Source organism: Pedobacter sp. UC225_65 (assembly GCF_042698365.1).
Classification (GTDB): Bacteria; Bacteroidota; Bacteroidia; order Sphingobacteriales; family Sphingobacteriaceae; genus Pedobacter.
The window spans coordinates 4,224,089-4,249,804 of sequence record NZ_CP170550.1; the positions used below are offsets into that span (position 1 = coordinate 4,224,089).

Genomic DNA, 25,716 nt, shown 5'->3' on the forward strand with positions numbered 1-25,716 from the left:
CATAAGTGTTATTAATTTCCTTTTTCAGATTTCTCTTTCAAGAATTTCAATCCTGCCTCAAAATCTTTTCCGATCATGCTGTCCATGCAAAGACCCATCCATTTATCCATTGTTCCTTTACTTTCGCCACTAATGGTCCATATTACTTTGTTGCCGTTGCCATCTTTAACAATCTCAAAATTGGTATTGGCAACGCTTTCAAATGGCTTGATAAATTTAAGTTCAATATTTACCATTTTATTGGCCTCAACGCTTGTGATTTTCATTTGTCCACTACCCGTTTCTTTTCCTTCCCATTGGTACAAATGTTCTGGTTGGGCAACAGGACCGCTGATGGTGGTTTTGGCTGTAGGTTCCATTTTAGCCCAAGGATTCCATTTAAGGAACTCATTAAAATCTGCAATGTTTTTGTAGATTACACTGTCGGGAGCATTGATCACAGTTGTTCTGTTAACAGAATAGGTTTTAGGCAGGAATAGTCCACCAATGAAGAAAATCAGCAGCAATGCGGCTATAATTCCTCCAATAATTTTTAGCAATTTCATATTTAAGTTGGTTTGGTTTACTTAAAGTTAACAAATAACATTTTCATTAAGAAATGTTATTTGAGCCATAAATCTTGTTCGGAAACTACTGTGGTGTACTGCTTTTTATAAAGATTGATTAAAAGATCTCTCCATTTTGGTTGATGTATACAATCTTATCCTTAAGGGATGCCTTTGCCTTACCATCTACAAAATCATCGATCCAGTCATAGTTAATAGGAGCTAGGATGTTTCCGTTTTTATCAATGGTTCCCCATTTGTTGTTTAATTTCACTCTGGTAAAACCATCTTTGAAAATAGATGGCCAGTCGTAAATAAAAGGAATAGCCACCAAACCCTTGGTGCCTATAAAGCCCCATTTATCACCTTTTTTCACAGCGGCTCTTTCATTGGAAAAGAACATGGCATCATCATAGATAGGAGGTATGATGAGTTGGCCATCTGGACCGATATATCCCTTTTTTTCTTTTACTGCAATTAAAGCCAGTCCGTTGTTAAATGCCCAAGCGCCATCATAAATAAGCGGCACAATCACATTGCCAGTTTGATCAATATAACCAAATTTATTATTGAGGCCAACAACTGCTCTGCCTTGACTAAAGCTCTCTGCGTAATCGTATTTTGGTGCGATCACTACCTTTCCCTTTTTGTTTTTAAAGCCAAATTTGTTATTTGTACTGATGAGCAATAGCTCATCTTTTGTAGATTGAACATTTTGGGTGGTTTGTTGTGAGGTATCTTTAATGTGAGCAAAGGATACATTCAAGCTACAGATCGCTGCTAAGGTTAACAATACTTTTTTCATATCAATAGATTTTACAATGGTTAAGTCTGATTTGCCTAAGTCAAACTCTTGTCCAATCTTATTTTATTGAAAATGTATTTTTTGTATATTATTGTAAATCAGATATTTATGTGATTTTTTTAACCTTTGTTTATCAACTATGACTACATTTAAGTTGTTGGTCAAGCGATTTTTGAGAAATTAAGTCTACGAACCTACAGAAAGGCATTTTACAATTTGTAAAATGAGGATAGGAGACCTTACTAGATTTTACTTTAAGTTAAAAACCCCAATGCTTTCTAAGGCATTGGGGTTTTTTGGTTATTGATATTGGATATGTACTTAGTATGTTTCTCCGTTTTGGTTAATGTAAAGCACCCTGCCATTTAGAGAAGCCATTGCTTTACCATCAGTAAAATCATTTACCCAGTCGTAGATGATCGGAGCAATAACATTTCCGTTTTTATCGATTAATCCCCATTTGTCATTTAGTTTTACCCTGGTAAAACCATTGGTGAAAACTGATGGCCAATCGTATTTGAATGGAATAACAGTTTTTCCAGTCATGTCAATAAATCCCCATTTGCCACCTATTTTTACCGAAGCTTTGCCTTCAGAGAAGTACATTACATCATCATAGATGATCGGAACAATTAGTTTTCCTGCAAGGTCGATGAAACCTTTTTTATCATTGACAGAAACGATTGCCAAACCATCTTTGAAAGCACTTGCCGCATCATAAACCAATGGAACCACAACGTTGCCGTTGATGTCAACAAAGCCAGATTTGTTGTTTAAGCTAACTTTGGCTCTTCCTTGTGTAAAGTTGTCGGCGAAATCATATTTTAATGGAACAATAGTGTTTCCTTTTTTGTCTTTGTAGCCAAATTTGTTGTTCATACCTATTAAAATCAGACCTTCAGACGAAGGAAGAACAGTTTCTGTATTGTAAGATGGAGGGCTTACAAATGTTGGTTCTGCAATTACTGATGGTGCCTTTTCAATGTTTTTGGCAAGAAGAGGTGAGGCCGCATCAGAAAGCTTATTTAAACTCATGTTTGATTTGAGCAATTTGTTATCTTGAGCGATAGTTTTTTCAGTTTGCGCTTTAGTTAAAGTATAACATAAAGTAATGGCTAATAGTAATGCTAACTTTTTCATAATTTTTTTATTTGTTATGATTGAAGCAAGGCAAAATGCTATCCAATTTGAGAAGTTAAATCTGTGTATTTTGTACTTTGTTGAAAATCAATCAGTTAATAAATTTTCTTAAAAGATTATATTTATTTTCTCTGAAAGAAAATTTTTTTAACTGAGACAATTGCGGATTAAAATCCCCAATATTTCTCGATTTTACTTTTACTTGAAAGGATGTTGAAGGAGATGAGCGTTTTTAGTTTACTTTTAAATGTTGTAAACTATTGTAGCTTAATGTTTTGATGAAATTTCCAATACAATTTCCACATCAAATTATTGTTTGATGTTTTGTGGGGCACCTTTTAATGATAAATCTTTTAGGTTAAACCTGATCTTCTGCATAAAGTCTGCTCCAGGATCAGTTTTTCCGGTTTGATAATTAGGATCTGTTTCCTTCCATAATGCAGTATGTTTGAAGGAAGTGTATTCGTAATGTCCAATCAGGTATTGAATCTTATATTTAGCGGTTAGGTACCTTACCAATTGTTCATTTGCTTTGAGTTGCGCCTCGGTAAGAGGGAAATCATCACTTCCAACATTTTCTACCCCAATTGCACAATAGTTTAAACCAATTACATGACGGGCAAAATTGTTCTCAGGCATGAGCCTGTAGATGGTTCCATCTCTATCGATCAGAAATTGGGAAGAGACATTGAGGTTGCTTGCGCCAGCAATTGCTTTGCGGTCTCCATCTAAAGTGGCATGGTTAAAAGCATTAAATGTAGAAGAAAGTGTTTTGGCACCTGTCCAATGCAGCACAACCATTACAGGTGCTATTGTGATGGTTTTTGCAGGGATGCCATGTCTTTCTTTGAGGTATTGTAATGAAAGTTTTATTCTGGTAGAATCGAAGACAATGGGCTTGTCTATTAGTTTGATGCCCGTGTTTTGGGCAAAGGTAAAAGATGAGCAGCCTAAAAGCACAAAGAACAACAGCTGTGCATAGCATTTTGAAAAGGATGTTCTTTTACTGTCCATGGTTCAACTTATTTATAAAATTTTAATGTACTTTTTCGATAGTCTATCTTGGCATGGAACTGCATCAAGATGTCTCCACCAATAATCCCAGCAATTGATGGATGGCCTAATTGCAGATACGTATCCGTTACACTTTGTAGGTCTAAAGCCACCGCATGGTAGTGCTTTAAAATTAACCCTCCAATTTTAAGCTTGGGAATGATGCCCTGCAAGGTTTCGGTAGTACTGAAGATCGTGGCAGCCTGTGTTTCTTCACTCATGGAAAGTTCTTGGATGTGTTTGGTCATCAAGCCCTTGTCAAAAACCGATCGTGAAGCACCAGTATCTACCACAGCAAATAATTTTTCTCCAAAAACGACAATTTCCACCAAAAGATGGAAACCGTCGTCTTGTAAATTAATTAATATTAAAGGAACAGTAATTGTTCTCATATATAAGGTTAATTGGCTAAATGTTGATTCGGTTAATTGTTTAACTATACAATAACGATTAACCAGTTGATCAATCTGAACAGTTAACCAATACAATCAATTAAATCAAATTCATTTCTGCCAATACATTGTTCATGTTGCGTACAGCATCAGCACTTTTGTTAAATGCAGCTTGTTCAGCATCGTTTAGTTTGTAGTCAATGATCTTTTCCCAACCATTGCGACCCACAATTACTGGTACGCCTAAACAAATGTCATTTTGACCATATTCGCCTTCTAAGGCTACACAACAAGTAAATAATTTTTTCTCATCGCGTACAATCGCTTCTACCAAAGCTGCACCGGCCGCACCTGGTGCATACCAAGCAGAAGTACCCAATAGGCCAGTTAATGTAGCTCCACCAACCATGGTATCGGCAGCAACTTTTGCTAGGGTAGCTTCATCTAAAAGCTCGCTTACAGGTAAGCTCTGGTAAGTAGCATAACGTGTTAACGGAATCATTGTTGTATCGCCGTGTCCACCAATTACAAAACCTTGTAGGTCGTTTGAGTTGCAGTTTAATGCTACGCTCAAATGATATTTGAAACGAGAACTGTCTAATGTGCCACCCATACCGATGATACGGTTTTTAGGTAGACCCAATGATTTCAATGCCAAATAAGTCATGGTATCCATTGGGTTACTGATCACCACGATGATTGCATCTGGAGAATATTTTAAGATGTTTTCTGCAACTCCCTTTACGATACCCGCATTGATTCCGATCAATTCTTCACGGGTCATCCCTGGTTTACGTGGTAGGCCCGATGTAATTACAGCAACAGCAGAACCTGCGGTTTGGCTATAATCGTTGGTTACCCCTTTTATCTTCGTGTCAAAGCCTAATAATGTAGCGGTCTGCATCATATCAATAGCTTTACCTTCGGCAAAACCTTCTTTGATGTCTAACAATACCAATTCTTCAGCTAATTCTTTTCTTGCAATGTTATCTGCGCATGTGGCACCAACGGCACCAGCTCCTACAACGGTTATCTTCATATCAATTTTTATTTGGAATTTTATGTTTATCAGGCATAGTAGAACAAAGTGTAACTACCATTGTCCTGGGTAATGATCAATATATTTTCTTTTTTGATGTGATGGGTATTGATGAATTCAACAATGTCCTTTTTGGGGTCCCAACTATTAAATAATTCAGCTTTTAACTCCATTTTATTTCTTGTTGCCTAAGGTATAGATTTGCTTCTTTTTAACAAAATGGTTTATCAAGTTTTTAAAACTTTATTACAGTCAAATGGTTAATCTATCAAATTTTGATGTGATGGAAAACCAGCCTGTAAATGTAATAGACCATGAGGCCTATGCCGGAAAATGGTACTCTTTGTACTCGATTCCTACCTTGTTTGATAAAAATTGGAAGCAGACCATTGAGTATTATACTTTGATCGATGATGAACATTTTGAAGTTCTAACCACCTACCATAAAGATGGTAAGGAAGAAGAACGATCGGTAAAGTCGAAATTGTTTTTTAGTGAAGATAAACCTGATGGCGAGATGAAGGCGCAGTTTTTATGGCCTTTTAAAGCTGGATACTGGGTAATAGAATTGGCTGATGACTATAGTTATGTGGTAGTAGGACATCCAGACCAAAAGTATTTGTTTATTATGGCAAGGGAACCAAAAATGGATCCCGTTTTATTGAAGGAAATTATAGAAAGATGTAGACAGATGGGCTATGATGTGGGGAGCTTGGTAAGCCAGGAACACTAAGCTAGTTGGCAGTTGAACATTTTCAATTGGCGTAAAATCATCTGAAAATAACTGCACCGACATTTGTTTGCTAAACCTGATTGGCGGAAAAGCTTTTTTGTTTCAGCTGCTTCGATAAGCTCGGCATAACATTCGCAAAAAACTTGAACCAGAAAGCAGGACTACATTTTGCTAAAAGCTAAGTTTTTGCTTTTCTAAGTCCTCAACAATTTAGCAATTTACAATTCAACAATCCTAATTTTTCTCTTCTCCACAGCTCCTCCATCTTCCTTTTTCCTTCTTCCATTTTTTATATAGATGTTGATAATTTGCTGACACGTTAGCGCGTTAAATTCTCTATTTTTGATTTCCATCACAACTCCAACTATGTACCTGATTTTTGATACTGAAACCACTGGTTTACCACGTAATTTTAATGCCCCGATTACCGATACTGATAATTGGCCGCGTTGTATACAAATTGCCTGGCAGTTGCATGATGAAATGGGTAAGCTGATCGAACATCAAGATTATCTAGTGAAGCCCGAAGGTTTCAATATTCCTTATGATGCAGAGCGAATCCATGGTATTTCTACCGATCTGGCTATAGAGCAGGGGGTTGAACTTGCCGAGGTTTTAGAGAAGTTTAACATCGCATTGAGCAAATCTAAATTTGTTGTTGGTCAGAACGTAGGTTTTGACGTGAACATTATGGGTTGCGAATTTTACAGGATGGGTGTAGAAAGCCCAATGGCCAGCATGCCCGTATTGGATACCTGTACGGAGGTAACGGCCGAGCTATTGAAAATTCCAGGTGGTAGAGGTGGACGATTTAAGTTGCCAACTTTAACAGAATTACACCAATACCTTTTTGGCGTGCCATTTTCTGAAGCGCACAATGCAACAGCAGATGTGGAGGCCACCACACGTTGCTTTTTAGAACTGATCAAAAAGGAAGTCTTTAAGAAAGAAGAACTATTGGTTGATACCGATTATTATCTTCGATTTAGAGAGGTCAATCAAAATCCGATCAGTGCCATCGGTTTACAACATGTTAACCTTAAGTCTGCTTCAGACGAGATTAGGAAACGTCAGCGAAGTGCCGAAACTGGGGGGATATCGAAACAGACCCTAGCAGGGAATAAGGAAGAATTAGCCAGTGCCAATTTTATCCATCTGCACAACCATAGTCAATTTTCCGTACTACAATCTACCATTAGCGTACCAGATCTGATCAAAGCGGCGGCGGCCCATCAGATGCCTGCAGTGGCCATTACCGACCATGCCAATATGATGGGGGCTTTTCATTTTGTAAGCCAAGCCATCAAACATAACAAGGATGCAAAAGCCAAAAATGCGGAAGCTTTAGAAAAAGGCCAGCCACCAGTTGCACAAGAGGTAAAACCGATTGTTGGGGTTGAGTTTTTCGTTTGCGAAAACCATACCGACAAAACCCGTAAAGATGATGGTTATCAAGTGGTATTATTGGCCAAGAATAAAAAAGGTTACCACAATTTGGCCAAAATGTCGTCTATAGCCTATACCAAAGGGTTTTATTATGTGCCTAGGATTGACAAAGATGTAATTGAGCAATATAAAAGTGATATTATCGTCCTTTCTGGAAACCTTTATGGCGAGGTGGCCAGCAAACTCCTAAATTTAGGAGAGAAACAGGCCGAAGAAGCCTTGAGCTGGTGGCATACCCAATTTGGCGAAGATTTTTACGTGGAGATCATGCGCCACAACCAAGAAAACGAAGATCGGGTAAATACTGATCTGATTGCCATGGCAAACAAACATGGCGTTAAATTGGTTGCAACGAACAATACTTACTACATTAATAAAAAGGATGCCAATGCCCACGATATTTTATTGTGTGTAAAAGATGGTGAAAAACAGGCCACACCAATTGGACGTGGGCGTGGTTACCGTTATGGCCTACCCAACCAAGAATATTATTTCAAATCTGGGGATGAAATGAAATCTCTTTTTGCCGATGTACCAGAAGCCATTTTAAGTACACAGGAAATTGCAGATAAGATTGAAGCCTATGAACTGGCCCGCGAAGTGCTTTTGCCAAAGTTTGGGATTCCTGATGAATTTTTGGTTGCGGAAGATGATCAGGATGGAGGTAAACGAGGAGAGAATAAATTTCTGAGACACCTGACTTACGAAGGGGCAAAGAAAAGGTATGGAGAACTGACAGATGTCATTATCGAACGCTTAGATTTTGAGTTGGCCACTATTGAGAAAACGGGTTATCCGGGTTATTTCTTGATTGTGCAGGATTTTATCGCAGAAGCTCGTAGAAGAGACGTATCTGTAGGCCCAGGCCGGGGTTCGGCTGCGGGTTCTGTAGTGGCCTATTGTTTATGGATCACCAATATCGATCCTTTAAAATATGATCTCCTTTTCGAGCGTTTTTTGAATCCAGACCGTGTTTCCATGCCCGATATCGATATCGACTTTGATGATGAGGGACGTGGCCGTGTAATGGATTATGTAATTAATAAATATGGTTCTAGTCAGGTAGCGCAGATCATTACCTATGGTACCATGGCTGCGAAGTCTTCTATCCGTGATACGGCCAGGGTTTTGGACCTACCGCTTTTTGAGGCTGATAAAATTGCCAAACTGATACCCAATATGAAGTTGGCCAAGATATTCAATTTGGAAGAGAAAGCTTTAAAATCGGCTTTGCGACCAGATGAATATGAAAAGATTATCGAGTTAAAGGCACTTTCGAATGCGAAAAACCTTAGTGCAGAAACGATTGAGCAAGCTATTGTTTTAGAAGGTTCTTTGCGAAACACGGGTATCCACGCTTGTGGGGTAATTATTACACCAGATGACATTACCAATTTTGTACCGGTGGCTACGGCTAAGGATTCAGACCTTTATGTAACCCAATTTGACAACTCGGTTGTAGAGAGTGCAGGTCTGTTAAAAATGGACTTTTTGGGGTTAAAAACCTTGACATTGATCAAGGATACCGTAAAACTGGTCAAAAAAAGACACAATATCGATCTAGATCCGGATGCTTTCCCGATCGATGATGAAAAAACATATGAGCTCTTTCAGCGAGGCGAAACAGTCGGCATTTTCCAGTACGAGAGTGCGGGGATGCAAAAATATATGAAAGAGCTTAAGCCAACAGTATTTGGGGATCTGATTGCGATGAACGCATTGTATCGTCCAGGCCCGATTGCCTATATTCCGAGTTTTGTACGTAGAAAGAATGGTGAAGAAGAGATCAAATACGACTTGGAGGCTTGTGAGGAGTTACTGAAAGAGACCTACGGTATTACAGTGTACCAAGAGCAGGTAATGCTTTTGTCGCAGAAACTGGCTGATTTTACCAAGGGTGAGGCCGATGTACTGCGTAAGGCAATGGGTAAAAAGCAACGTGATGTACTGGATAAGATGAAGCCCAAGTTTATCAAACAGGCTGCAGAAAAAGGTCATGATGCTGCTATTTTAGAGAAAATCTGGAAAGATTGGGAAGCATTTGCCGAGTATGCCTTTAACAAATCGCACTCTACCTGTTATGCCTGGATTGCATATCAAACGGCTTATCTAAAAGCGAATTACCCTGCAGAATACATGGCTGCGGTACTTTCCAACAACATGAGCGACATTAAGCAGGTTGCCTTCTTTATGGAAGAATGTAGGCAAATGGGTGTTACGGTTTTAGGCCCTGATGTAAATGAATCTGACTTGAAGTTCTCTGTAAATGCCAAGGGCGAAGTACGCTTCGGACTGTCGGCTGTAAAAGGAGTGGGAGAGAAAGCGGTAGAGAGCATCATCGAAGAACGTTTGGAAAATGGACCCTATCCTAGTGTTTTCGAGTTTGCCAAACGTTCCAATACACGTATCGTTAACAAAAAGGCTTACGAGAGTTTTGTGTATAGTGGCGCCTTTGATGCTTATGGTTTCCATCGTGCCCAATATTTCTACATTGGTGCCAATGATAAAATGAATGGGATCGAAAAGCTGATCAAGTATGCCAACGACTTTCAGAATAACCAAAACTCCTCTCAATCTTCATTGTTTGGTGGCTCAAAGGCCGATCTGATTTTGGAACCTACTTTTCCGGTATCTCCAGAATGGGGATTGATCGATCGTTTGAAGTACGAAAAGGATGCCATCGGAATCTTCTTATCAGGGCACCCACTAGATGATTACCGCTTTGAGCTGAACAATTTCTGCCAACATGCGGTTAAACATCTGAGTATCGTCAATAAAATACGAAGCGGAGATACCAATGAGGAAGTTTTAGGAGAATTTGAAACTATCAAAAACAGAGACCTAGTGGTTGGTGGACTGGTGGTGATGGCTTCGCAGCGGATCACAAAAACAGGGAAACCATTTGGAACTTTCATTTTTGAAGACTATGATGACAGTTGTGAGATTGCGTTATTTGGAGATGATTTTCTGAAGTTTAAACAGTTTTTAACCGAAGGCTATTTTCTACAGATTAGAGGTAGGGTTGGAGAGCGCTTTAAAAAAGCAGGTGACTGGGAATTTAAGGTGACTTCGATAGATTTACTGTCAGAATTACGTGATAAACTGACGAAATGTATTACTATCCAGCTACCTATAGAAGAAATCAATGATGAGTTGATGGAGAAAATAGACTCGATCTTACAAGAAAATAAAGAGAATAGTGAGCGCCATAATTGTAAATTGAATTTTGAAGTTTACGATAGAGAGCAAAACCTGAAGTTAGAACTGCCTTCAAAGTCGTTAAGGATCAATCCGAATAATTTGTTTTTAGAACAATTAACAAAACTAAATGTTGTAAATTACAAGCTGAATTAAAACAGCGGATTTAAGTCTCCAAAGCGGCTACCTCAAAGAAATGTCAAATTGGCATTACGAAGTAGTTGGCATTAGAATTGAATATCTATATTTGTATATAAATTTAAAAATAAGTTATGGCTTTAGAAATAACAGATGCAAACTTCGAGGAAGTTGTGTTAAAATCAGATAAACCAGTGTTGGTAGATTTTTGGGCAGAATGGTGTGGTCCATGTCGCATGGTTGGTCCAGTGGTAGACGAAATTTCGAAAGAATATGAAGGAAAAGCGTTGGTAGGTAAAGTGAATGTGGACAACAACCCTCAGATTTCAACTCAATTTGGTATCCGTAACATTCCAGCTTTATTGTTCTTTAAAAACGGTGAAGTAGTTGACAAACAAGTTGGTGCTGTTCCAAAATCAGTTTTAGCTGGTAAATTAGATAAACAATTATAATCAGGTTAAAGATTTAAGAGCAACAGATCAACTGATGCTGATTAAACGTTACCTCATCCATATTAAAATCCGAATTCATAAGTGAGTTCGGATTTTTTAGTTTAAGTATTTTTTTGTTCTTTTAGGAAACTCAACATGTTTATGGATTTATTATTCAAACGTCAACTATTTGGTCTTTTTACTGTAGGCTTTTTGTTTAGCTGTGTTCAGGTACCGGCACAAAATTCGGTAGAAAAAGAAAAACCTTCAGCAGATTATCAACCTGCATTTGCAGGACAGACCCGTATCAGGGCTGTAAAAACTAAAACCCCATTAAATATTTCGATCATTAACAATAAGCTGGAAAGTCCGTGGAGTATTTCGGCCATGCCTGATGGAAGGTTCTTGATTACCCAAAAAGAAGGAACAATGGTGATCTTATCGGCTGATGGAAAATTGGTTAAAAAAATCACTGGGCTTCCAAAAGTAGATGCCTCTGGTCAGGGTGGACTTTTAGACCTTACGCTTGCACCAGATTTTGCAAAAAGCAAAATGGTTTATTGGGCTTATGCCGAGCCACAAAACAATGGGGTGTTATTGGCCATTGCAAAGGGTAAATTGGCTGCTAACGAAACCAGCATCGAAAACCAGACGATCATCTACAGAGCCACGCCAGCTTATTCAGGCAAACTTCAATATGGTTCGAGGATAGTTTTTGATCAAAATGGGAACTTGTTTGTAAGTACGGGTGAGCGCTCTGGCAACGACATCCGGATGCAGGCACAATATCTAAATTCTTCGCTAGGCAAGATCTTGCATCTTACACCAGCAGGTAAGGCTGTAGCCAACGGACCGTTTGCAAAACAAGCCAATGCGAGACCAGAGATTTATGCTTATGGACTTCGAAATCCAGATGGGCTTGCCATCAATCCCCAAACAGGTGAGTTATGGGAGGCAGAATTTGGGCCTAAAGGAGGTGATGAAGTGAATATCATCAAACCAGGGAAAAACTACGGCTGGCCAATCATCACTTATGGTACAGAATACAGTGGTCGAAAAGTTGGAGATGGTATCCAACAAAAAGCAGGAATGGAACAACCTCTATATTATTGGAACCCAAGTATTTCTCCAGGCAGTATCGCTTTTTATAACAGCAATCATATTGCAGAGTGGAAAGGAAATTTATTTGTAGGTGCTTTAAGTGGATCACACATTATCCGTTTGGTGATCAAAGCGAATAAAATAGTTGGAGAAGAAAGATTGCTGGAGGATCGGAGCGAACGTTTCAGAGACCTGGTAGAAGGTAAAGATGGTGCGCTATACGCGATAACAGATGGCGGCAACTTGTTCAAGATCACCAAAAAATAGCCGGAAGCTTAAAGCCAGTCGACATCAAATAAAAACCCTGAACTATTACTGGTTCAGGGTTTCTTTTTGGTCGAGTTTTAGAAACAAAAAATTAATTTGATCACTAGTATTTTCCAAATTTATAGGTTAAACCCACGCCTAAAGTTTCTTTCAACTGAAGTTTGCCAATTTGATTGTTGTCGTAAAACAGATCTGCGGTTACTTGGGTAGAAATGAACTTGTTCACCTTCATGTCTAAGATGGCCGAATAAGCCAATACCATGTTTTGTGGGTCTTTGAGGTAATTGGTAAAGATACCAAAACGGTTATCTAAAAAGATATTCTCCATCAGTTTTGCTTTATATCTACCACCCACATAAGCACCGAACTGGTACACAAATGTTTCGTCAGGTTTGGCACCGTAGGCTTCTGTTAAAACGCCATCTTTATCTGGATCAAATACAGCTTTATCACCAATAAATGTTAACCTCGAAGTAAGAGGGTGGATGCTGATCTGAAAGTTGTCGTTTGGAATATAATCAACTCCCAGTCCAAAGGTAATATACCCAGGAGCCATAAAATTACTGATGTAACTTTGGTTAGGTTTACTATAATCGTATCCTTTGCTAAATTGTGTTTTGAGATTTAAGGCCATTGCTGCAAACCAATTGCTCTGCTTGATTTGGTAACCATATTTAGAGGTCAGGTCAATCACATCTTCTACCTTGGTTGCATCACTTTTTTCTTCAGAACGTAAACCATAGCCCATTAAAATCCTGTTTTCCCATAAATTTTTGCCTCTTTTCAGGTTAAATTCATAATCTCCACGGGCAGTTAAAGCTACAGAGTTGATACCACCAGAAACCCAATTGGAAAACGCGGCCTGGTTGAGCAAGAGAATATTGGTTCCTCTAATGGTCCAACCTTCTTGTTTTTTAGCGGTATCTAATTTAGCTACCAATTTTGCACTTTCAGTATTTACTTTACCGCCTTGAACGGTTTGTGCAACACCATACAAACTGATGAATGATGACAATAATAATAGCGCATATTTTTTCATAGATTTTTAAATATGCCTTCAAAATTAATAAAAAATCTTTTATTAGCTTTACGCTATGGCATCGATCAACCAATACGAAAATCTACAACTTACTACAAATCTTGAGCTTTTGGCCAAACAAGTAGTAGAAGGTTTCATTACAGGGTTACATAAAAGCCCTTTTCATGGTTTCTCGGTAGAGTTTGCAGAACATCGATTGTACAATACGGGCGATAGTGTAAAGAATATCGACTGGAAACTATTTGCCAAAACAGACAAACTATTTAGCAAAAGGTACGAGGAAGAAACAAACCTACGCTGTCAATTTGTAATCGATACTTCTTCATCGATGTATTTCCCTGACGACAAGTATAACAAGCTAACTTTTGCCATACAGAGCACGGCTGCATTGGTCTATCTGTTAAAGAAACAAAGAGATGCTTTTGGGTTAAGCTTATTTACAGATCAATTGCGCTTAAATACACAAGCAAAGTCGACCAATACCCATCAAAAATATCTATTTGCACAGTTGGAACAGGTTTTACAAGCACCGAAAATGAACGTGCCCACCAATTTGGCATTGGCATTACATCAAATAGCCGAGCTTATCCACAAGCGCTCTTTGGTGATTGTCTTTAGTGATATGTTGCAGACGATGCATGATGAAGATAAGGTCTCAGCATTGTTTTCTTCACTGCAACATTTAAAATTCAATAAACATGAAGTCGTTATTTTTAATGTAACCGATAAAAGTAAAGAAGTGGATTTTGATTTTGCCAACCGCCCATACGAGTTTATCGATATGGAAACGGGCGCTGTTCTAAAAGCGCATGCAAGTAAGGTAAAAGAGGGCTATTTGGAGCAGATGGTCAATTATCGTCAAAAATTGGCATTAACCTGTGCACAATATAAGATTGATATGGTGGATGCGGATATCAATGCAGGTTTTGACCATATCCTACAATCTTATTTGATCAAACGACAGAAAATGGGATAAGATGGTTCAATTGTTCATTAGTTCAATTGTTCATTTGTGTTCTTGCTCTTGGCTCATGTCCATACGAGCCAAGGATCGAACTTTAACCCATAAAAAAACCTTCATGTATTTTGCAATACATAAAGGTTCAGATAAGGGTAACCGGAAAACTAAAAAACTATTGATGAGTTTTATAGATAACAAAACGGAAATCGCTTCTGATGTTTTGTTAGTCAAATATGATGTTCTATTATGAAGATTGTATGAAGTTATATTGGGAAGTGAATGGTTACAGTTGTTCCTTTGTGTTTTTCTGATTTGATATTGATAGTCAATTGGTGGAATTTTGCAATACTATTCACAATAGCAAGACCTAAACCAAAACTATCTTCTTTTTCGTTGTTTTCTTCTCTTTCAAAGCGGTTAAAAGCGTTAGCAATGATTTCCTTCTCCATTCCAATTCCAGTATCTTCTACCTTTAAGATATAATCAGTAGCACTTGATTCGTCGCTGATATTGATCGTGCCATTCACAACATTGTACTTAATGGCATTATTGATGATATTGATCAACAAGGTATGTATCAATGCCTGGTTTCCAGTAAAAACAAAATTTTCTTTAACATGATTGGTATAAGTTAATTTTTTGGCGACGATCCTGTCTTCTAAATCTTCATAAAGGTCTTTTAATTCCTCTTGGATACAAACCTGGTCTTTTTTGAGATACTGTTCATTTTCTACCTTAGAAATCAATAACAAACTGTTGATGATTACCTTTAAACGATTTAGAGTCTTTAGTGAGGCTAAAATTTTATTCTCATGTTCGATAGGAAGATTTTCGGCAGTTAGGATATTTTCAAGCCTACCGCTCAAGATAGAAATAGGGGTAAGCAACTCGTGCGAAACATTTGCGATAAATTGTTTTTCTAGAGAGAACAAACTGGCGATCTTTCGCATCAGTGTATTAATGCTATTGTCTAAAAACTTGAAATCTGTAGTGGTAGTTGGAATATTCTCATAGTCATACGCAGTGGGATCATTTACCTTGTTCAATTTCTGGTCTATGATTTTGTAAAAAGGTCGTAGGATAAATTGGGTAAATGCATAATCGGTAATTAAAGTAACCAAGAGCGCAATAACAAGTACAATGAGCATGTAGAACCTGATGGTATTCTTTACCGCATCCATGGCTGTCATGGTTTCGCCCAGTTCTAAATGATATCGTTTATTGTTGTATTCAAATTGGTCATTCAGGATCCGATAGATTTCTATGTCTCCTTCAATTTCCCTCCGTTCTGTGGTAAAAGAAATGGAAGGGTCTATTTTATGGTCTTTTGGGATGGCCGTGAGTACAATGAACTCATCCTTTAAGATATTGTAATCGGTAAACGAATGTTGGGCCTTTAAGAGATTGTCAATTTCATTGTCATTTAGATTGGCAATTACCTTCGACCTTTTTTTGGTCAAACGGCTATCTAAATGATGAAAAGAAATCTTCTCAATTGAAAGCAAAATGATCAGTCCCAAGACCAAGATTACCGCTATTTTGGTAATGGCATTGTATAAGGAAAACTTTGTTTGAAGATTCATTAGTCGGTTTTCAGTTATCAGTTTTCAATTTATGCCTCTTTAATAGTTGATCCTGTAGCCGATGCTTCTTACCGTCTCAAACCAGTCTGTTTTTGTGCATTGTGTAAGTTTTTTGCGGAGGTTCTTTACATGCACATCCACAAAATTGGAGTCAGAATTTACTTCTAAAATATCACCCCAAACATGTTCTGTAAGGCTCACCCTAGACACTACACGGTTTTTGTTCAATACCAGATAGTTGAAGATCTCAAACTCTTTTTTGGTTAAAGGAATACGCTCATCCTGAAAAGAAACGGTACGGTTATGGATGTCAAGCACAAAATCGTGGATTTTTACATCATTTTTCTCCAACTTATGTTTTCTACGGGTGATGGCATGCATCCTGGCCAACAACTCATTTAAAGAAAATGGTTTTGCTAGATAATCATCTGCGCCACCATCTAAACCTTTGATCCTGTCGTCAACAGCACTTCTGGCAGTTAAGATAATTACAGCGTCATCTCGATCCTTTTGGTTCTTCAATTGTTTCAATACATCAAAACCATCACCATCCGGTAGACCTAGGTCTAACAAGATGAAATCGTAGTTGTTTACAAAAATCTTTTCTTCTGCTGATGCCTTTTTCCAAGCATGTTCAACAATATATCCTTCGCGACTTAAAAATTCATCCATTTCTAAGGCAAGGCCTTTTTCATCTTCAACTATGAGTACGTTCATTTTTTAGCGGTTTACGGTGATCAGTTTTCTGCTCTTGTTACCAAGTTAACATTTTTTAAGATGATTGTGCAAGCTTCTTCTATTTCTGTTTTGGTAATGGTTAAGGGTGGGGCAATGCGCATTGAATTGCTACAGTGCAAAAACCAATCGCTGATCAAACCGTCTTCGATACAAGCGTCGATGATTGCTTTGTTGGTGTCAAAATCATTAAATTCTACGGCCAGCATCAATCCTTTTCCCCTAATTTCCTTAATTGCGGGATGCTTTAAGAGGTCTTTAAATTGTTGGCCCTTTTCATCCACTTCGCTAACAATGTTTGCTGCAATCAAGGTGTTTAAAGTTGCCAAACCTGCTGCGCAACAAACCGGATGACCTCCAAAAGTAGTCATGTGTCCTAAAATTGGACTATGGGACAAAACCGACATAATTTCTGCGCTGCTAATAAATGCCCCAATCGGCATACCTCCACCAATACCCTTGGCCAATAACAGCACATCTGGTGTAATTTGGTAATGTTCAAAGGCAAACATTTTCCCGGTTCTGCCAAAACCAGATTGAATCTCGTCAAAAATCAATAAAGTACCTGTTGCAACACATTTATCTTTTAGTGCCTGCATATATGTTTGATCAGCAACCCTGATGCCTGCTTCACCTTGTATGGGCTCTATAAATACAGCTGCGGTTTCTTCCGTTATTTTTTCTAAGTCTGGCAGGTGGTTGTGGGTGATGAAACCGATGTTTGGTAAAAACGGGCCATAACCTATTGAGTAAAAGTCGCTTTCCATTAAACTTTCTGCACCTTGTGTACTGCCGTGATATGCATTTTTACAAGCGATAAAGCCTTTTCTGCCGGTATATCTTTTGGCCAGTTTCATGGCGCCCTCTACGGCTTCGGTTCCAGAATTAACGAAATAAGTACAGTTTAGGTTTACAGGTAGTACTGATGCCAGTGCTGTTGCAAAATTAACCTGTGGACTTTGCACAAACTCTCCATACACCATTAAATGCATATAAGTTTCTACCTGTTGTTTAACTGCATTGACTACAGCTTCGTGGCAATGCCCAATATTGCTTACACCAATGCCCGCAATCAGGTCCATGTATCTTTTGCCATTTTGATCATACATGTATATTCCTTTTGCTTTTACAAACTCCAATAAAAGTGGGGTAGTAGAGGTTTGGGCGTTATGTTTTAAAAATAATTGACGTTGTGTTAACATGCTACAAAAGTAAGCTTTTTAATACTTTAATGCTTTTGGTTGCTCAGCGTATTTTGAACGGATCTTTTACAAAGAAAGAAAACCAATGTTTACAATTTTTTCCTACTTTTAATCAACCCTCTTATCTCATGAAAAATATCTTCATCATTCTATTTGTACTGAATACTACATTTGTTTATGCCCAAGATGGTGAGGTTGAGCAGAAAACCAGTTTTTTAAAAACTTCTGGGAAGGTATTGAAGAACAGTGTACTTTCAGTGCCACGTGATTTTGCTTTTATGGGCAAAGAAGTATCTGAAGATTGGGGCAAAACAGGCTTATATACCTTAGGGGCATTGAATTTGATCTTAACAGATAAGATTACAACTAAATTTCTGCAAAACCATATCGAACCTAATGTCAATTATACCTTGCCCAATATCTCGATGTTTAAAAATCATGTCGATTGGTTAAGTGGAAATGATGCCTACATGTCGTACCCGATCATTGGATTGTATCTGGGGTCGATGTTTACCAATAATGAAAAGGGCCAGTATGCAGCAATCAATGCTTTTAAGGCCGTTACGCATTCAATCATCATTACGCAATTGGGGTTAAAAACAATTTTTGGCAGAAAGAGACCTTATAGACCTTTAAGTAACCCAGGTGAGGATATTGGTCCATGGACGACAGATAATTTCGATTTTTTTAACAAAAGAGGTGCTTTTTTGACTTCCGATGCAGAAGCTTCTTCATTTCCATCGTTACATGCTACGGCCTATTTTGCAATTGCCAAGGTATTTCAGATGGAGTATGATAACTACTGGATCCCCTATGGGGCAATGTCACTGATTTTTTTGGCTGACCTCGATGGACATAACCATTGGGTAGGAGATATGGTTGTAGGTGGCGTTGTTGGAACAATCATAGGAAGGTCTATTGTTAAAAGCAGTTGGAAGATCAGGTATGGCACACCAGACCGAAAAAAGAAAAACTATTCGATTAATTTTATTCCGCAGTTTTCGCCAAGAATAGGTAATTCTCCTGCTTCAGTTTATTTTTCTCTTCGTCTGAATAGGCTTAACAATTAAGCCCTTATCCCATCAGTCAACCTTTTAAATAAAAAATCCCATATGCATTAAACATACAGGATTTCTAAAAAAATTAATCATTATTTAGTTAATGTCTTTCTGGTCCGCCGCCACCGCCTCTATATTGTTTCAATAATTCTGTTTTGAATGCTTCTTGCGCTCTATAGAATTTGCCCACAATTTTGATAGATAAACTGCTTGATTTCAATCGGCTATAATATTTCTTTTCGATATTCAATTCTCTTTGTTTAAAATCGAAATCGTTATAGATCAAGGTCTGTACTTCAGCATCAGTTAGGTCGTCGATTTCTTTCGTTTTTCTAAAACTGATCATTTTTTGCATCCTGTCTTTACGTAATGCACTTTGTTCTCTAGTAAAATCGTTGTAGATAGGCCAAAATATCTTTGCTTCTTCGGCAGAAAGATCGAGCTTTTGAGTTAAAAATGTAACTTTCATAGCTTCCATCTTTTCTCCACTCATTCTTGGTCCTTGTGCGATGGTTAATCCAGGTAATAAAATAAACAGTGCAATAAGAAGATTTTTCATTAGTTTTTATTTTTTAATGGTTATTGAACGATCATCGTTAATGTTATACATTCACCGATGATGGACTTCATCATTTATAAATGATTAGATAAATCGCTAGAAGAGAAATTATCTAAAATATAGTTTTCCATTTCTGTGTCTGAAGCAGAAATATTGTTGGTAACAGTTTGACTTTCTTGTAGATGTTCGAAGATTACACTTTCGTCTATATCATAAAGTAGTTGTTCATTCGCAAATTCTGTATTTCTGATCTGCCTGATGGAATGTTGTTCGTTAAGATATAGGCCAGAAGCTGCTAATATGATAAAGCAGGCAGCAGAAGCATATTTCATTAGATCTGTTTGCCACAAACGAAGCACCTTTACTTTTGGAGCGGGAGCTGCTGTTGTTTTACTTAAGATGTTGGCCTGTAATTTATCAAAATAATTTGCTGGGGTTTTAAACCCATCATTTTTAACCAAAGTATTGATTTGGTCTACAGCAATTCTACTTTCAATCTGTTTTCCCAAATCCTCGAAGTAATTTTGAGGTATGGTAAAGCCTTGATTTTCGCGTTGCATTAGCTCCTCTACGAAAATAGATTGCTTGATGCGTACTTGCAGCTCGTTGAAATATTTATCTGGCACACGATAAGGCATAGTTCTTGGTAAAGCAGCTAAGTGTGGTGCCTCCATTTCCCATTCCATATTTTCATCTTTTATATTCATCACGTACTATTGATAGATTTTATTGTAAAAGGTTTAATACTTAATCTTCATTTAGTAAAATACTTTCAATTTTTTTAACTGCGATGTGGAACGATGCTTTTAATGCACCCACACTTGTGCCTAAAACCTCCGAAATCTCATCATATTTCATGTCGTCGAAATACTTCATGTTAAAAATAATGCGCTGTTTTTCGGGTAAGGTTAAAATGGCTTCCTGTAGTTTCCTTTGTGCCCTATCTCCATCAAAGTAAGTTGAAGCAGCAAGGCTTTCTGACAGCTCTCCACTTACATCATCCAATGAAATATTGTTTTTTTGTTTTTTCTTGTTCAGAAAAGTGATGGATTCGTTGGTGGCAATCCTATAGATCCACGTGTAGAGTTGAGAATCGCTTCGAAAATTGGCCAGGTTTTTCCAAACCTTTACAAAGGTTTCCTGCACCAGATTATCCGTGTCATCGTGATCAATCACCAACCTACGGATATGCCAATATATTTTCTGTTGATATTTAGTTAGAAGCAAGTTGAAAGCTTCATTTCGTGTTTTTTCAACACTGAATTTTTCTAATATCTCTCCGTCTTCAACTTGCTTCATGATTGCTTATAACTTTCTTTTCATTACTTTTTGAGCTGCTGCAACGATATCTGATGGGTCCAACTTGTATTTGGTCATCAATTGATCTGGTGTAGCACTTTCTCCGAAGCTATCATTTACGGCAACAAATTCTTGTGGTGCCAGATATTCTGTAGTCAATAAACGTGCAACGCTTTCACCAAGTCCACCAAATTTATTGTGCTCTTCACAAGTTACGATACATCCAGTTTTCTTTACAGATTTTAAAATGGCTTCTTCATCTAATGGCTTAATGGTGTGGATGTTAATGATTTCGGCATCAATACCCAGCTCGGCCAATTTTTCGCCAGCTTCGATTGCTCTCCAAACCATGTGACCAGTAGCTACAATGGTTACATCAGTACCTTCGTTTACCATCCATGCTTTACCGATTTCAAATTTTTGGTCTTCTGGTGTAAATACAGGGATTACCGGACGTCCGAAACGTAGATAAACCGGACCTTCGTAATCCATAATGGCCAATGTTGCGGCTTTCGTTTGGTTATAATCGCAAGGATTGATGACCACCATGCCTGGCAACATCTTCATCAGACCGATATCTTCTAGGATCTGGTGTGTAGCACCATCCTCACCTAAAGTTAAGCCAGCATGTGAAGCACAGATCTTTACATTTTTGCCAGAATAAGCTATTGATTGACGGATTTGATCGTAAACCCTTCCTGTAGAAAAGTTTGCAAAAGTTCCAGTAAAAGGAATCTTACCTCCAATGGTCATTCCGGCAGCAATACCCATCATGTTTGCTTCAGCAATACCAACCTGCACAAACCTTTCTGGGAAATCTTTTATAAAAGCGTCCATTTTTAGTGAACCAACTAAATCAGCACAAAGCGCAACTACATTTTCATTGCGTTTACCTGCTTCATGTAAGCCAGCTCCAAAGCCTGAACGTGTGTCTTTTTTTTCAGTATATGTATATTTTTTCATTTCTATTTTAGCTATGAGAAGTGAGTTTGAGATAGTGTTAAATGTCAAATCTACTATCTACGGTCTCAAGTTTGGTTTAATAATCCCCTGCAGTTTCTTTAATTTGACTTAATGCAACTTCCAATTGGGCATCGCTAGGTGCAGAACCATGCCATTTATGGGTACCTACCATAAAATCTACACCGTAACCCATTTGTGTACTCATCAGGTTAAGGATAGGTTTACCTTTACCAGTTAATGATTTTGCATAGTGTAGAGCCTTGGTGATCTCTGCCATATCATTGCCGTCAGAAGTGATTACATGCCATCCAAATGCTTCGAACTTGGCCTGAAGATTTTCTAATGAAAGCACTTTTTCTGTCGGGCCATCAATCTGTTGGCCGTTATAGTCGATACTGGCAATGATGTTATCTACTTTATGGAAAGGAGCGAACATAAAAGCTTCCCAGTTTTGGCCCTCTTGTAACTCGCCATCGCCTTGTAAGGTATAGATTAAAGATTTATCACCATTCAGTTTTTTGGTCAATGCGGCGCCAATGGCAACTGATAAACCTTGACCAAGTGAACCTGAAGCTACACGAACACCAGGTAAACCTTCATGGGTTGTTGGGTGACCTTGTAATCTTGAATCCAATTTTCTGAAAGTTGCCAATTCGCTTACTTCAAAATAACCAGACCTTGCCAATACACTGTACCAAACTGGAGAGATGTGGCCATTTGAAAGGAAAAATAAATCTTCTCCGGCTCCATCCATGCTAAATTTTGGATTGTGGTTCAATACTTCGAAATATAGTGCTGTAAAAAAATCAGCACAGCCTAAAGATGCACCTGGGTGACCAGATTGCACGGCATGTACCATTCTAAGCACATCTCTTCTAACTTGCGAGGCAATATCTTCTAATTCACTAATTGTATGTTTCATTAAAAATAAGATTGTTGTAACTAAACAAAGGTAATGTAATTATAAAATTTTAAGTAATAATGTTCAAGGTAAAAATAAGGCAAATAAGGGTTTGATATTTTACTTGATCAAGTCCAAAACCTGTGCGGTTGGGCTTTTGGTATCTACTTTGGTAATGATGTGGGCAATGTTTCCTTGTTCATCGATAATGAAGGTTGTGCGGTTGATGCCCATGTATTTTTTACCGTACATGTTTTTCTCGCCCCAAACCCCGTAGGCATTTACAATGGCCTGATCCGTATCTGCCAAAAGGGTAAAAGGAAGGCTAAACTTATCAATAAATTTTTGATGTGATTTTTCATCGTCAACACTTACCCCAAGTACTTCGATTCCCTTGGCTTTTAAACCTTGGTAATTGTCACGAAAATCGCAAGCTTCTGCAGTACAGCCAGGTGTATTGTCTTTAGGGTAAAAATAAAGCACTACTTTTTGGCCCTTAAACTGGTCTAAAGAAATGGTATTTCCACTTTGGTCTTTTGAGGTAAATGCAGGGGCCTTATCGCCTTGTTGTAATGTAGTCATATCGTTGTATTGTTAATTGTTTATATTGAGAAATAGGTAATCTTTTAGTTCATTTGTTCAATAGTTCATTTGTTCATTTGTTCACTTGGATTTGAATATCAATGTTTTATTGTTTAACTGTTTAACCGTACAAATCTTTCATCCTTATACCTTCTACTATCTATAAAATTCTATCGCATACCGTTTAACATTGTCTTTCATATCAGTAACCAACAATTCAAAACTATGTTTGCCGGGTAACGTTCTTTCATCAAAACTATGCCACAAGCTGGCTGTTTTGGTATCAAACTCCATTAAACTCCATTTGCCATCAATATAGCCATTAAAACTTTTAATTCCAGAAAGTCCATCACTAATTCTAAAACTCATTTTGCTTAGGCCGGCCATATTCCTGCCATCGGCAATATTAACAGGTACAATGGTAGGGGGTATGGTGTCTATTGCGATAAAGAAACTCCCAAAGTTTCTTGGCGTTGTCTTTACATAGCCGTTTTCAAAATATCCACCTTGTGATGAGCGGTTGGTGTTAACGATAAGTGCCTTGTTTTGATATTTTGTTAAAGCGCTATCGGCCTTGATCCAGAGTTCAAATCCAAGATGCAATGGGGTAAGGTTATTTTGGATCTGGTGGATGGCTGAAAATGCGTTTTGTTGTGGTTTGGGCAGTTTCTTGTAGATGAAATTAAGATCGTTGTATAAGGTGCCTTTTGGTAAAATCACTTTTACATCTTCGGTAGTGTACTCATTTGTTTTGTTATAAGGAAAAGCAAGGCCCTCTGGTTGGTTTGGTGTATTGATCACCGCTTTTGCATTGGCCTGCACGTTAAATGCCAATGTACTTTTGTTGCCTTTAGAATCGGTAATAGTGTACTTCAGCTCATGTAGGTTGTTATCATTAAAGGTAATTCGACCATTATTGACCAAACTGCTGTAGACTGTAAGGGATTACCCGGATCAACAAAACTTTTTTGGATGCTCCTTTTAAGATTTAGGAATGCCGGGTAATCAATATGTGAATTGATGGCTTTGCTATTCTCGAAACTGAATCTTTCTAGTGCTGAAGTGAATATTTTTTTGCCGTCCATTTCTAGTTCAATGGAATAGACCCCATTCAAGCCAGAGTTTCCATTGTGTTTATCTGTAGTAATGATGCCAAAACCAACCTCACCACTTAAATTAATGGTGGTTACTTTATTGAGGTTATATTTTCCATTGCCACCTACAACCTGAAAATACTGTTTTGGAGTAAACTCATTAAATGGTTTGCCATTTAGGCGATAAACGTACATCGAATAGATAACCGGGGGGATATTGTCTGGAATTTGGATGCCCAACAATTGGGGATTGATCGTGGCTTCGGTTTTGGTATCTCTTAACTCAAAGTGCAGGTGCGGTCCTCCAGAACTACCGGTATTGCCAGAATAAGCAATGATATCGCCCTTGCGAACCGGAATCAGGTCTGCTGAAGGAAATTCGTCTATCTCGTAGGATTTGTTCTTGTATTGGATATTTTTTACCTGTTGGGCAATTTTTGGATTGAACCTTGATAAATGTCCATAAACAGAAGTGTATCCATTTGGATGATTGATGTATAGCGCCAAGCCGAAACCGCTATTCTGCACACGTAACCTGGCTACATAACCATCGGCAGTAGCATATACAGGATAGCCTGTAGCTTGGTTGGTCCTAAAATCGATGCCAGAATGGAAATGGTTCGACCTTAACTCACCAAAAGAACCTGCAAGGGCTGGCGGTACAATATCAAGAGGTGGTCTGAAATCGGTTAAGGGATAAGAATTGGTGCTGAAGATCTGTTGTGCATTGACCGTTGTAGTTACGAAAAGCAAAAAAAATAGAAAATACGAAAGTTTAGCCATGTGTTGGCTTGGGAACATTTTTGTATGGAACATGCCAGTTATTTAATGTTAAAGTTGAGTAGTTGTTTGCCTTCAAGCCATGCCTCTAATTGGTCGCCTTGTTTTACTTGGCCCACACCTTCTGGTGTTCCGGTAAAAATGAGGTCGCCTTTTTTAAGTGTGATGTATTGGGAAACAAAAGCAATTATCTTCTCAAACGAAAATAAAAGATTGGCAGTATGTCCATTTTGACGAGTTTCTTTGTTGATCTGCAATTCAAACTGCAATTGGTATAGGTCTGCAAATTCAGATTTTGGCAAGAAATTACTAATGGCTGCAGAGTGGTCAAAGGCTTTGGCCAACTCCCAAGGTAATCCTTTCTCTTTATGCTCAGTCTGGATATCCCTGGCAGTAAAATCTATGCCTAAGCCAATCTCATCATAATAATTGCTGGCAAATTTTTCTGCAATGTGTTTACCTTCCTTGCAGACCTTTAAAACTACTTCCAGTTCATAATGGATATCTGAAGAGAAATCGGGGATATAAAATGGCTTGTTGTCTTTTAAAACTGCAGTATCTGGTTTTAAAAATATGATTGGTTTGGTGGGAACAGCATTGTTCAATTCTTTAGCATGCGCAGCGTAGTTGCGACCAATTGCAATTATCTTCATATAACAAAAGTAGAAAAGT

Annotated in this window: 26 protein-coding genes; 6 read left to right on the top strand and 20 right to left on the bottom strand. The window is 38.1% G+C overall.

Translation table 11 applies throughout. The features are described from left to right. Positions 1–11: 11 nt before the first annotated feature. From ACFJIZ_RS22245 to ACFJIZ_RS22275, 7 genes are all read right to left on the bottom strand, one after another. Complete coding sequence (locus ACFJIZ_RS22245) at positions 12–545, bottom strand: SRPBCC family protein (protein WP_379089257.1); 534 nt, start codon at positions 543–545, stop codon at positions 12–14. A 118-nt stretch (positions 546–663) separates the two neighbouring features. Continuing rightward, positions 664–1,350, bottom strand: a complete 687-nt coding sequence (locus ACFJIZ_RS22250; protein ID WP_379089260.1) for a WG repeat-containing protein — start codon at positions 1,348–1,350, stop codon at positions 664–666. A 321-nt stretch (positions 1,351–1,671) separates the two neighbouring features. Then, positions 1,672–2,490, bottom strand: a complete 819-nt coding sequence (locus tag ACFJIZ_RS22255) for a WG repeat-containing protein (RefSeq protein WP_379089263.1) — start codon at positions 2,488–2,490, stop codon at positions 1,672–1,674. Between the two features lie 309 nt (positions 2,491–2,799). Continuing rightward, the gene (locus ACFJIZ_RS22260) at positions 2,800–3,504 is read right to left on the bottom strand and encodes an N-acetylmuramoyl-L-alanine amidase (RefSeq protein WP_379089266.1); all 705 of its coding nucleotides are present in this window, start codon (positions 3,502–3,504) and stop codon (positions 2,800–2,802) included. A gap of 8 nt (positions 3,505–3,512) precedes the next feature. Further along, the gene (locus tag ACFJIZ_RS22265) at positions 3,513–3,935 is read right to left on the bottom strand and encodes a retropepsin-like aspartic protease (RefSeq protein ID WP_379089268.1); all 423 of its coding nucleotides are present in this window, start codon (positions 3,933–3,935) and stop codon (positions 3,513–3,515) included. A 100-nt stretch (positions 3,936–4,035) separates the two neighbouring features. Next, positions 4,036–4,974: a malate dehydrogenase gene (mdh, locus tag ACFJIZ_RS22270; protein WP_379089271.1), complete on the bottom strand. Its 939-nt coding sequence runs from the start codon at positions 4,972–4,974 to the stop codon at positions 4,036–4,038. 29 nt (positions 4,975–5,003) lie between these two features. Beyond that, a complete protein-coding gene (locus ACFJIZ_RS22275) occupies positions 5,004–5,147 on the bottom strand; it encodes a hypothetical protein (protein WP_379089274.1) in 144 nt (47 codons plus the stop codon). 83 nt (positions 5,148–5,230) lie between these two features. On the opposite strand from ACFJIZ_RS22275, the gene ACFJIZ_RS22280 reads away from it, so the two are divergent. The 4 genes from ACFJIZ_RS22280 to ACFJIZ_RS22295 all read left to right on the top strand — a co-directional run bounded on the left by ACFJIZ_RS22280 (position 5,231) and on the right by ACFJIZ_RS22295 (position 12,288). Next, a complete protein-coding gene (locus ACFJIZ_RS22280) occupies positions 5,231–5,707 on the top strand; it encodes a lipocalin family protein (RefSeq protein WP_379089277.1) in 477 nt (158 codons plus the stop codon). 366 nt (positions 5,708–6,073) lie between these two features. After that, positions 6,074–10,507 carry a DNA polymerase III subunit alpha gene (dnaE, locus tag ACFJIZ_RS22285; RefSeq protein WP_379089279.1) on the top strand — a complete coding sequence of 1,478 codons (4,434 nt, stop codon included), beginning with the start codon at positions 6,074–6,076 and terminating at the stop codon, positions 10,505–10,507. A gap of 116 nt (positions 10,508–10,623) precedes the next feature. After that, a complete protein-coding gene (trxA, locus tag ACFJIZ_RS22290) occupies positions 10,624–10,941 on the top strand; it encodes a thioredoxin (RefSeq protein WP_055132221.1) in 318 nt (105 codons plus the stop codon). Between the two features lie 141 nt (positions 10,942–11,082). Next, the gene (locus ACFJIZ_RS22295) at positions 11,083–12,288 is read left to right on the top strand and encodes a PQQ-dependent sugar dehydrogenase (protein WP_379089282.1); all 1,206 of its coding nucleotides are present in this window, start codon (positions 11,083–11,085) and stop codon (positions 12,286–12,288) included. 103 nt (positions 12,289–12,391) lie between these two features. Here ACFJIZ_RS22295 and ACFJIZ_RS22300 read toward each other — a convergent pair whose 3' ends face one another. Continuing rightward, positions 12,392–13,327, bottom strand: coding sequence for a DUF3078 domain-containing protein (locus ACFJIZ_RS22300; RefSeq protein WP_379089285.1), 936 nt, complete (start codon positions 13,325–13,327; stop codon positions 12,392–12,394). Between the two features lie 55 nt (positions 13,328–13,382). Between ACFJIZ_RS22300 and ACFJIZ_RS22305 the strand changes: the two genes are divergently transcribed. Next, positions 13,383–14,303: a DUF58 domain-containing protein gene (locus tag ACFJIZ_RS22305; protein WP_379089287.1), complete on the top strand. Its 921-nt coding sequence runs from the start codon at positions 13,383–13,385 to the stop codon at positions 14,301–14,303. Between the two features lie 248 nt (positions 14,304–14,551). Here the strand turns inward: ACFJIZ_RS22305 and ACFJIZ_RS22310 are convergent, their stop codons facing one another. From ACFJIZ_RS22310 to ACFJIZ_RS22320, 3 genes are read right to left on the bottom strand one after another with little or no spacing between them, the layout of a single operon-like run. Beyond that, positions 14,552–15,871, bottom strand: coding sequence for a sensor histidine kinase (locus tag ACFJIZ_RS22310; RefSeq protein ID WP_379089290.1), 1,320 nt, complete (start codon positions 15,869–15,871; stop codon positions 14,552–14,554). A 39-nt stretch (positions 15,872–15,910) separates the two neighbouring features. Next, positions 15,911–16,588 (bottom strand): response regulator transcription factor, encoded by a 678-nt coding sequence (locus tag ACFJIZ_RS22315; RefSeq protein ID WP_379089293.1) that lies wholly within the window; start codon positions 16,586–16,588, stop codon positions 15,911–15,913. Between the two features lie 20 nt (positions 16,589–16,608). Further along, positions 16,609–17,808, bottom strand: coding sequence for an aspartate aminotransferase family protein (locus ACFJIZ_RS22320; protein WP_379089296.1), 1,200 nt, complete (start codon positions 17,806–17,808; stop codon positions 16,609–16,611). Positions 17,809–17,936: 128 nt separating this feature from the next. Between ACFJIZ_RS22320 and ACFJIZ_RS22325 the strand changes: the two genes are divergently transcribed. Then, positions 17,937–18,878 carry a phosphatase PAP2 family protein gene (locus ACFJIZ_RS22325; RefSeq protein WP_379089299.1) on the top strand — a complete coding sequence of 314 codons (942 nt, stop codon included), beginning with the start codon at positions 17,937–17,939 and terminating at the stop codon, positions 18,876–18,878. 88 nt (positions 18,879–18,966) lie between these two features. Here ACFJIZ_RS22325 and ACFJIZ_RS22330 read toward each other — a convergent pair whose 3' ends face one another. From ACFJIZ_RS22330 to ACFJIZ_RS22370, 9 genes are all read right to left on the bottom strand, one after another. Continuing rightward, complete coding sequence (locus tag ACFJIZ_RS22330) at positions 18,967–19,425, bottom strand: hypothetical protein (RefSeq protein WP_379089302.1); 459 nt, start codon at positions 19,423–19,425, stop codon at positions 18,967–18,969. Between the two features lie 74 nt (positions 19,426–19,499). After that, complete coding sequence (locus ACFJIZ_RS22335) at positions 19,500–20,135, bottom strand: hypothetical protein (protein ID WP_379089305.1); 636 nt, start codon at positions 20,133–20,135, stop codon at positions 19,500–19,502. A 37-nt stretch (positions 20,136–20,172) separates the two neighbouring features. Then, positions 20,173–20,724, bottom strand: a complete 552-nt coding sequence (locus tag ACFJIZ_RS22340) for an RNA polymerase sigma factor (protein ID WP_379089308.1) — start codon at positions 20,722–20,724, stop codon at positions 20,173–20,175. A 6-nt stretch (positions 20,725–20,730) separates the two neighbouring features. After that, entirely contained in the window at positions 20,731–21,687 is a 957-nt protein-coding gene (locus ACFJIZ_RS22345; protein WP_379089311.1) for a transketolase family protein, read from the bottom strand. A gap of 76 nt (positions 21,688–21,763) precedes the next feature. Continuing rightward, on the bottom strand, positions 21,764–22,609 hold the full coding sequence (locus tag ACFJIZ_RS22350; RefSeq protein WP_379089314.1) for a transketolase: 846 nt from the start codon (positions 22,607–22,609) through the stop codon (positions 21,764–21,766). A gap of 99 nt (positions 22,610–22,708) precedes the next feature. Then, positions 22,709–23,170, bottom strand: coding sequence for a thioredoxin-dependent thiol peroxidase (gene bcp, locus ACFJIZ_RS22355; RefSeq protein WP_379089317.1), 462 nt, complete (start codon positions 23,168–23,170; stop codon positions 22,709–22,711). A 156-nt stretch (positions 23,171–23,326) separates the two neighbouring features. Continuing rightward, entirely contained in the window at positions 23,327–24,094 is a 768-nt protein-coding gene (locus ACFJIZ_RS22360; RefSeq protein ID WP_379089319.1) for a hypothetical protein, read from the bottom strand. Continuing rightward, the gene (locus ACFJIZ_RS22365; protein ID WP_379089320.1) at positions 24,043–25,080 is read right to left on the bottom strand and encodes a M23 family metallopeptidase; all 1,038 of its coding nucleotides are present in this window, start codon (positions 25,078–25,080) and stop codon (positions 24,043–24,045) included. The genes ACFJIZ_RS22360 and ACFJIZ_RS22365 overlap by 52 nt, the downstream gene beginning before the upstream one ends. Before the next feature lie 5 nt (positions 25,081–25,085). Then, entirely contained in the window at positions 25,086–25,697 is a 612-nt protein-coding gene (locus tag ACFJIZ_RS22370) for a fumarylacetoacetate hydrolase family protein (protein ID WP_379089323.1), read from the bottom strand. Positions 25,698–25,716: the final 19 nt, after the last annotated feature.

Coding starts and splice junctions, on each gene's coding strand:
- ACFJIZ_RS22245 (WP_379089257.1), bottom strand. CDS start 545: ATGAAATTGCTAAAAATTATTGGAGGAATTATAGCCGCATTGCTGCTG.
- ACFJIZ_RS22250 (WP_379089260.1), bottom strand. CDS start 1,350: ATGAAAAAAGTATTGTTAACCTTAGCAGCGATCTGTAGCTTGAATGTA.
- ACFJIZ_RS22255 (WP_379089263.1), bottom strand. CDS start 2,490: ATGAAAAAGTTAGCATTACTATTAGCCATTACTTTATGTTATACTTTA.
- ACFJIZ_RS22260 (WP_379089266.1), bottom strand. CDS start 3,504: ATGGACAGTAAAAGAACATCCTTTTCAAAATGCTATGCACAGCTGTTG.
- ACFJIZ_RS22265 (WP_379089268.1), bottom strand. CDS start 3,935: ATGAGAACAATTACTGTTCCTTTAATATTAATTAATTTACAAGACGAC.
- mdh (WP_379089271.1), bottom strand. CDS start 4,974: ATGAAGATAACCGTTGTAGGAGCTGGTGCCGTTGGTGCCACATGCGCA.
- ACFJIZ_RS22275 (WP_379089274.1), bottom strand. CDS start 5,147: ATGGAGTTAAAAGCTGAATTATTTAATAGTTGGGACCCCAAAAAGGAC.
- ACFJIZ_RS22280 (WP_379089277.1), top strand. CDS start 5,231: ATGGTTAATCTATCAAATTTTGATGTGATGGAAAACCAGCCTGTAAAT.
- dnaE (WP_379089279.1), top strand. CDS start 6,074: ATGTACCTGATTTTTGATACTGAAACCACTGGTTTACCACGTAATTTT.
- trxA (WP_055132221.1), top strand. CDS start 10,624: ATGGCTTTAGAAATAACAGATGCAAACTTCGAGGAAGTTGTGTTAAAA.
- ACFJIZ_RS22295 (WP_379089282.1), top strand. CDS start 11,083: ATGGATTTATTATTCAAACGTCAACTATTTGGTCTTTTTACTGTAGGC.
- ACFJIZ_RS22300 (WP_379089285.1), bottom strand. CDS start 13,327: ATGAAAAAATATGCGCTATTATTATTGTCATCATTCATCAGTTTGTAT.
- ACFJIZ_RS22305 (WP_379089287.1), top strand. CDS start 13,383: ATGGCATCGATCAACCAATACGAAAATCTACAACTTACTACAAATCTT.
- ACFJIZ_RS22310 (WP_379089290.1), bottom strand. CDS start 15,871: ATGAATCTTCAAACAAAGTTTTCCTTATACAATGCCATTACCAAAATA.
- ACFJIZ_RS22315 (WP_379089293.1), bottom strand. CDS start 16,588: ATGAACGTACTCATAGTTGAAGATGAAAAAGGCCTTGCCTTAGAAATG.
- ACFJIZ_RS22320 (WP_379089296.1), bottom strand. CDS start 17,808: ATGTTAACACAACGTCAATTATTTTTAAAACATAACGCCCAAACCTCT.
- ACFJIZ_RS22325 (WP_379089299.1), top strand. CDS start 17,937: ATGAAAAATATCTTCATCATTCTATTTGTACTGAATACTACATTTGTT.
- ACFJIZ_RS22330 (WP_379089302.1), bottom strand. CDS start 19,425: ATGAAAAATCTTCTTATTGCACTGTTTATTTTATTACCTGGATTAACC.
- ACFJIZ_RS22340 (WP_379089308.1), bottom strand. CDS start 20,724: ATGAAGCAAGTTGAAGACGGAGAGATATTAGAAAAATTCAGTGTTGAA.
- ACFJIZ_RS22345 (WP_379089311.1), bottom strand. CDS start 21,687: ATGAAAAAATATACATATACTGAAAAAAAAGACACACGTTCAGGCTTT.
- ACFJIZ_RS22350 (WP_379089314.1), bottom strand. CDS start 22,609: ATGAAACATACAATTAGTGAATTAGAAGATATTGCCTCGCAAGTTAGA.
- bcp (WP_379089317.1), bottom strand. CDS start 23,170: ATGACTACATTACAACAAGGCGATAAGGCCCCTGCATTTACCTCAAAA.
- ACFJIZ_RS22365 (WP_379089320.1), bottom strand. CDS start 25,080: ATGTTCCATACAAAAATGTTCCCAAGCCAACACATGGCTAAACTTTCG.
- ACFJIZ_RS22370 (WP_379089323.1), bottom strand. CDS start 25,697: ATGAAGATAATTGCAATTGGTCGCAACTACGCTGCGCATGCTAAAGAA.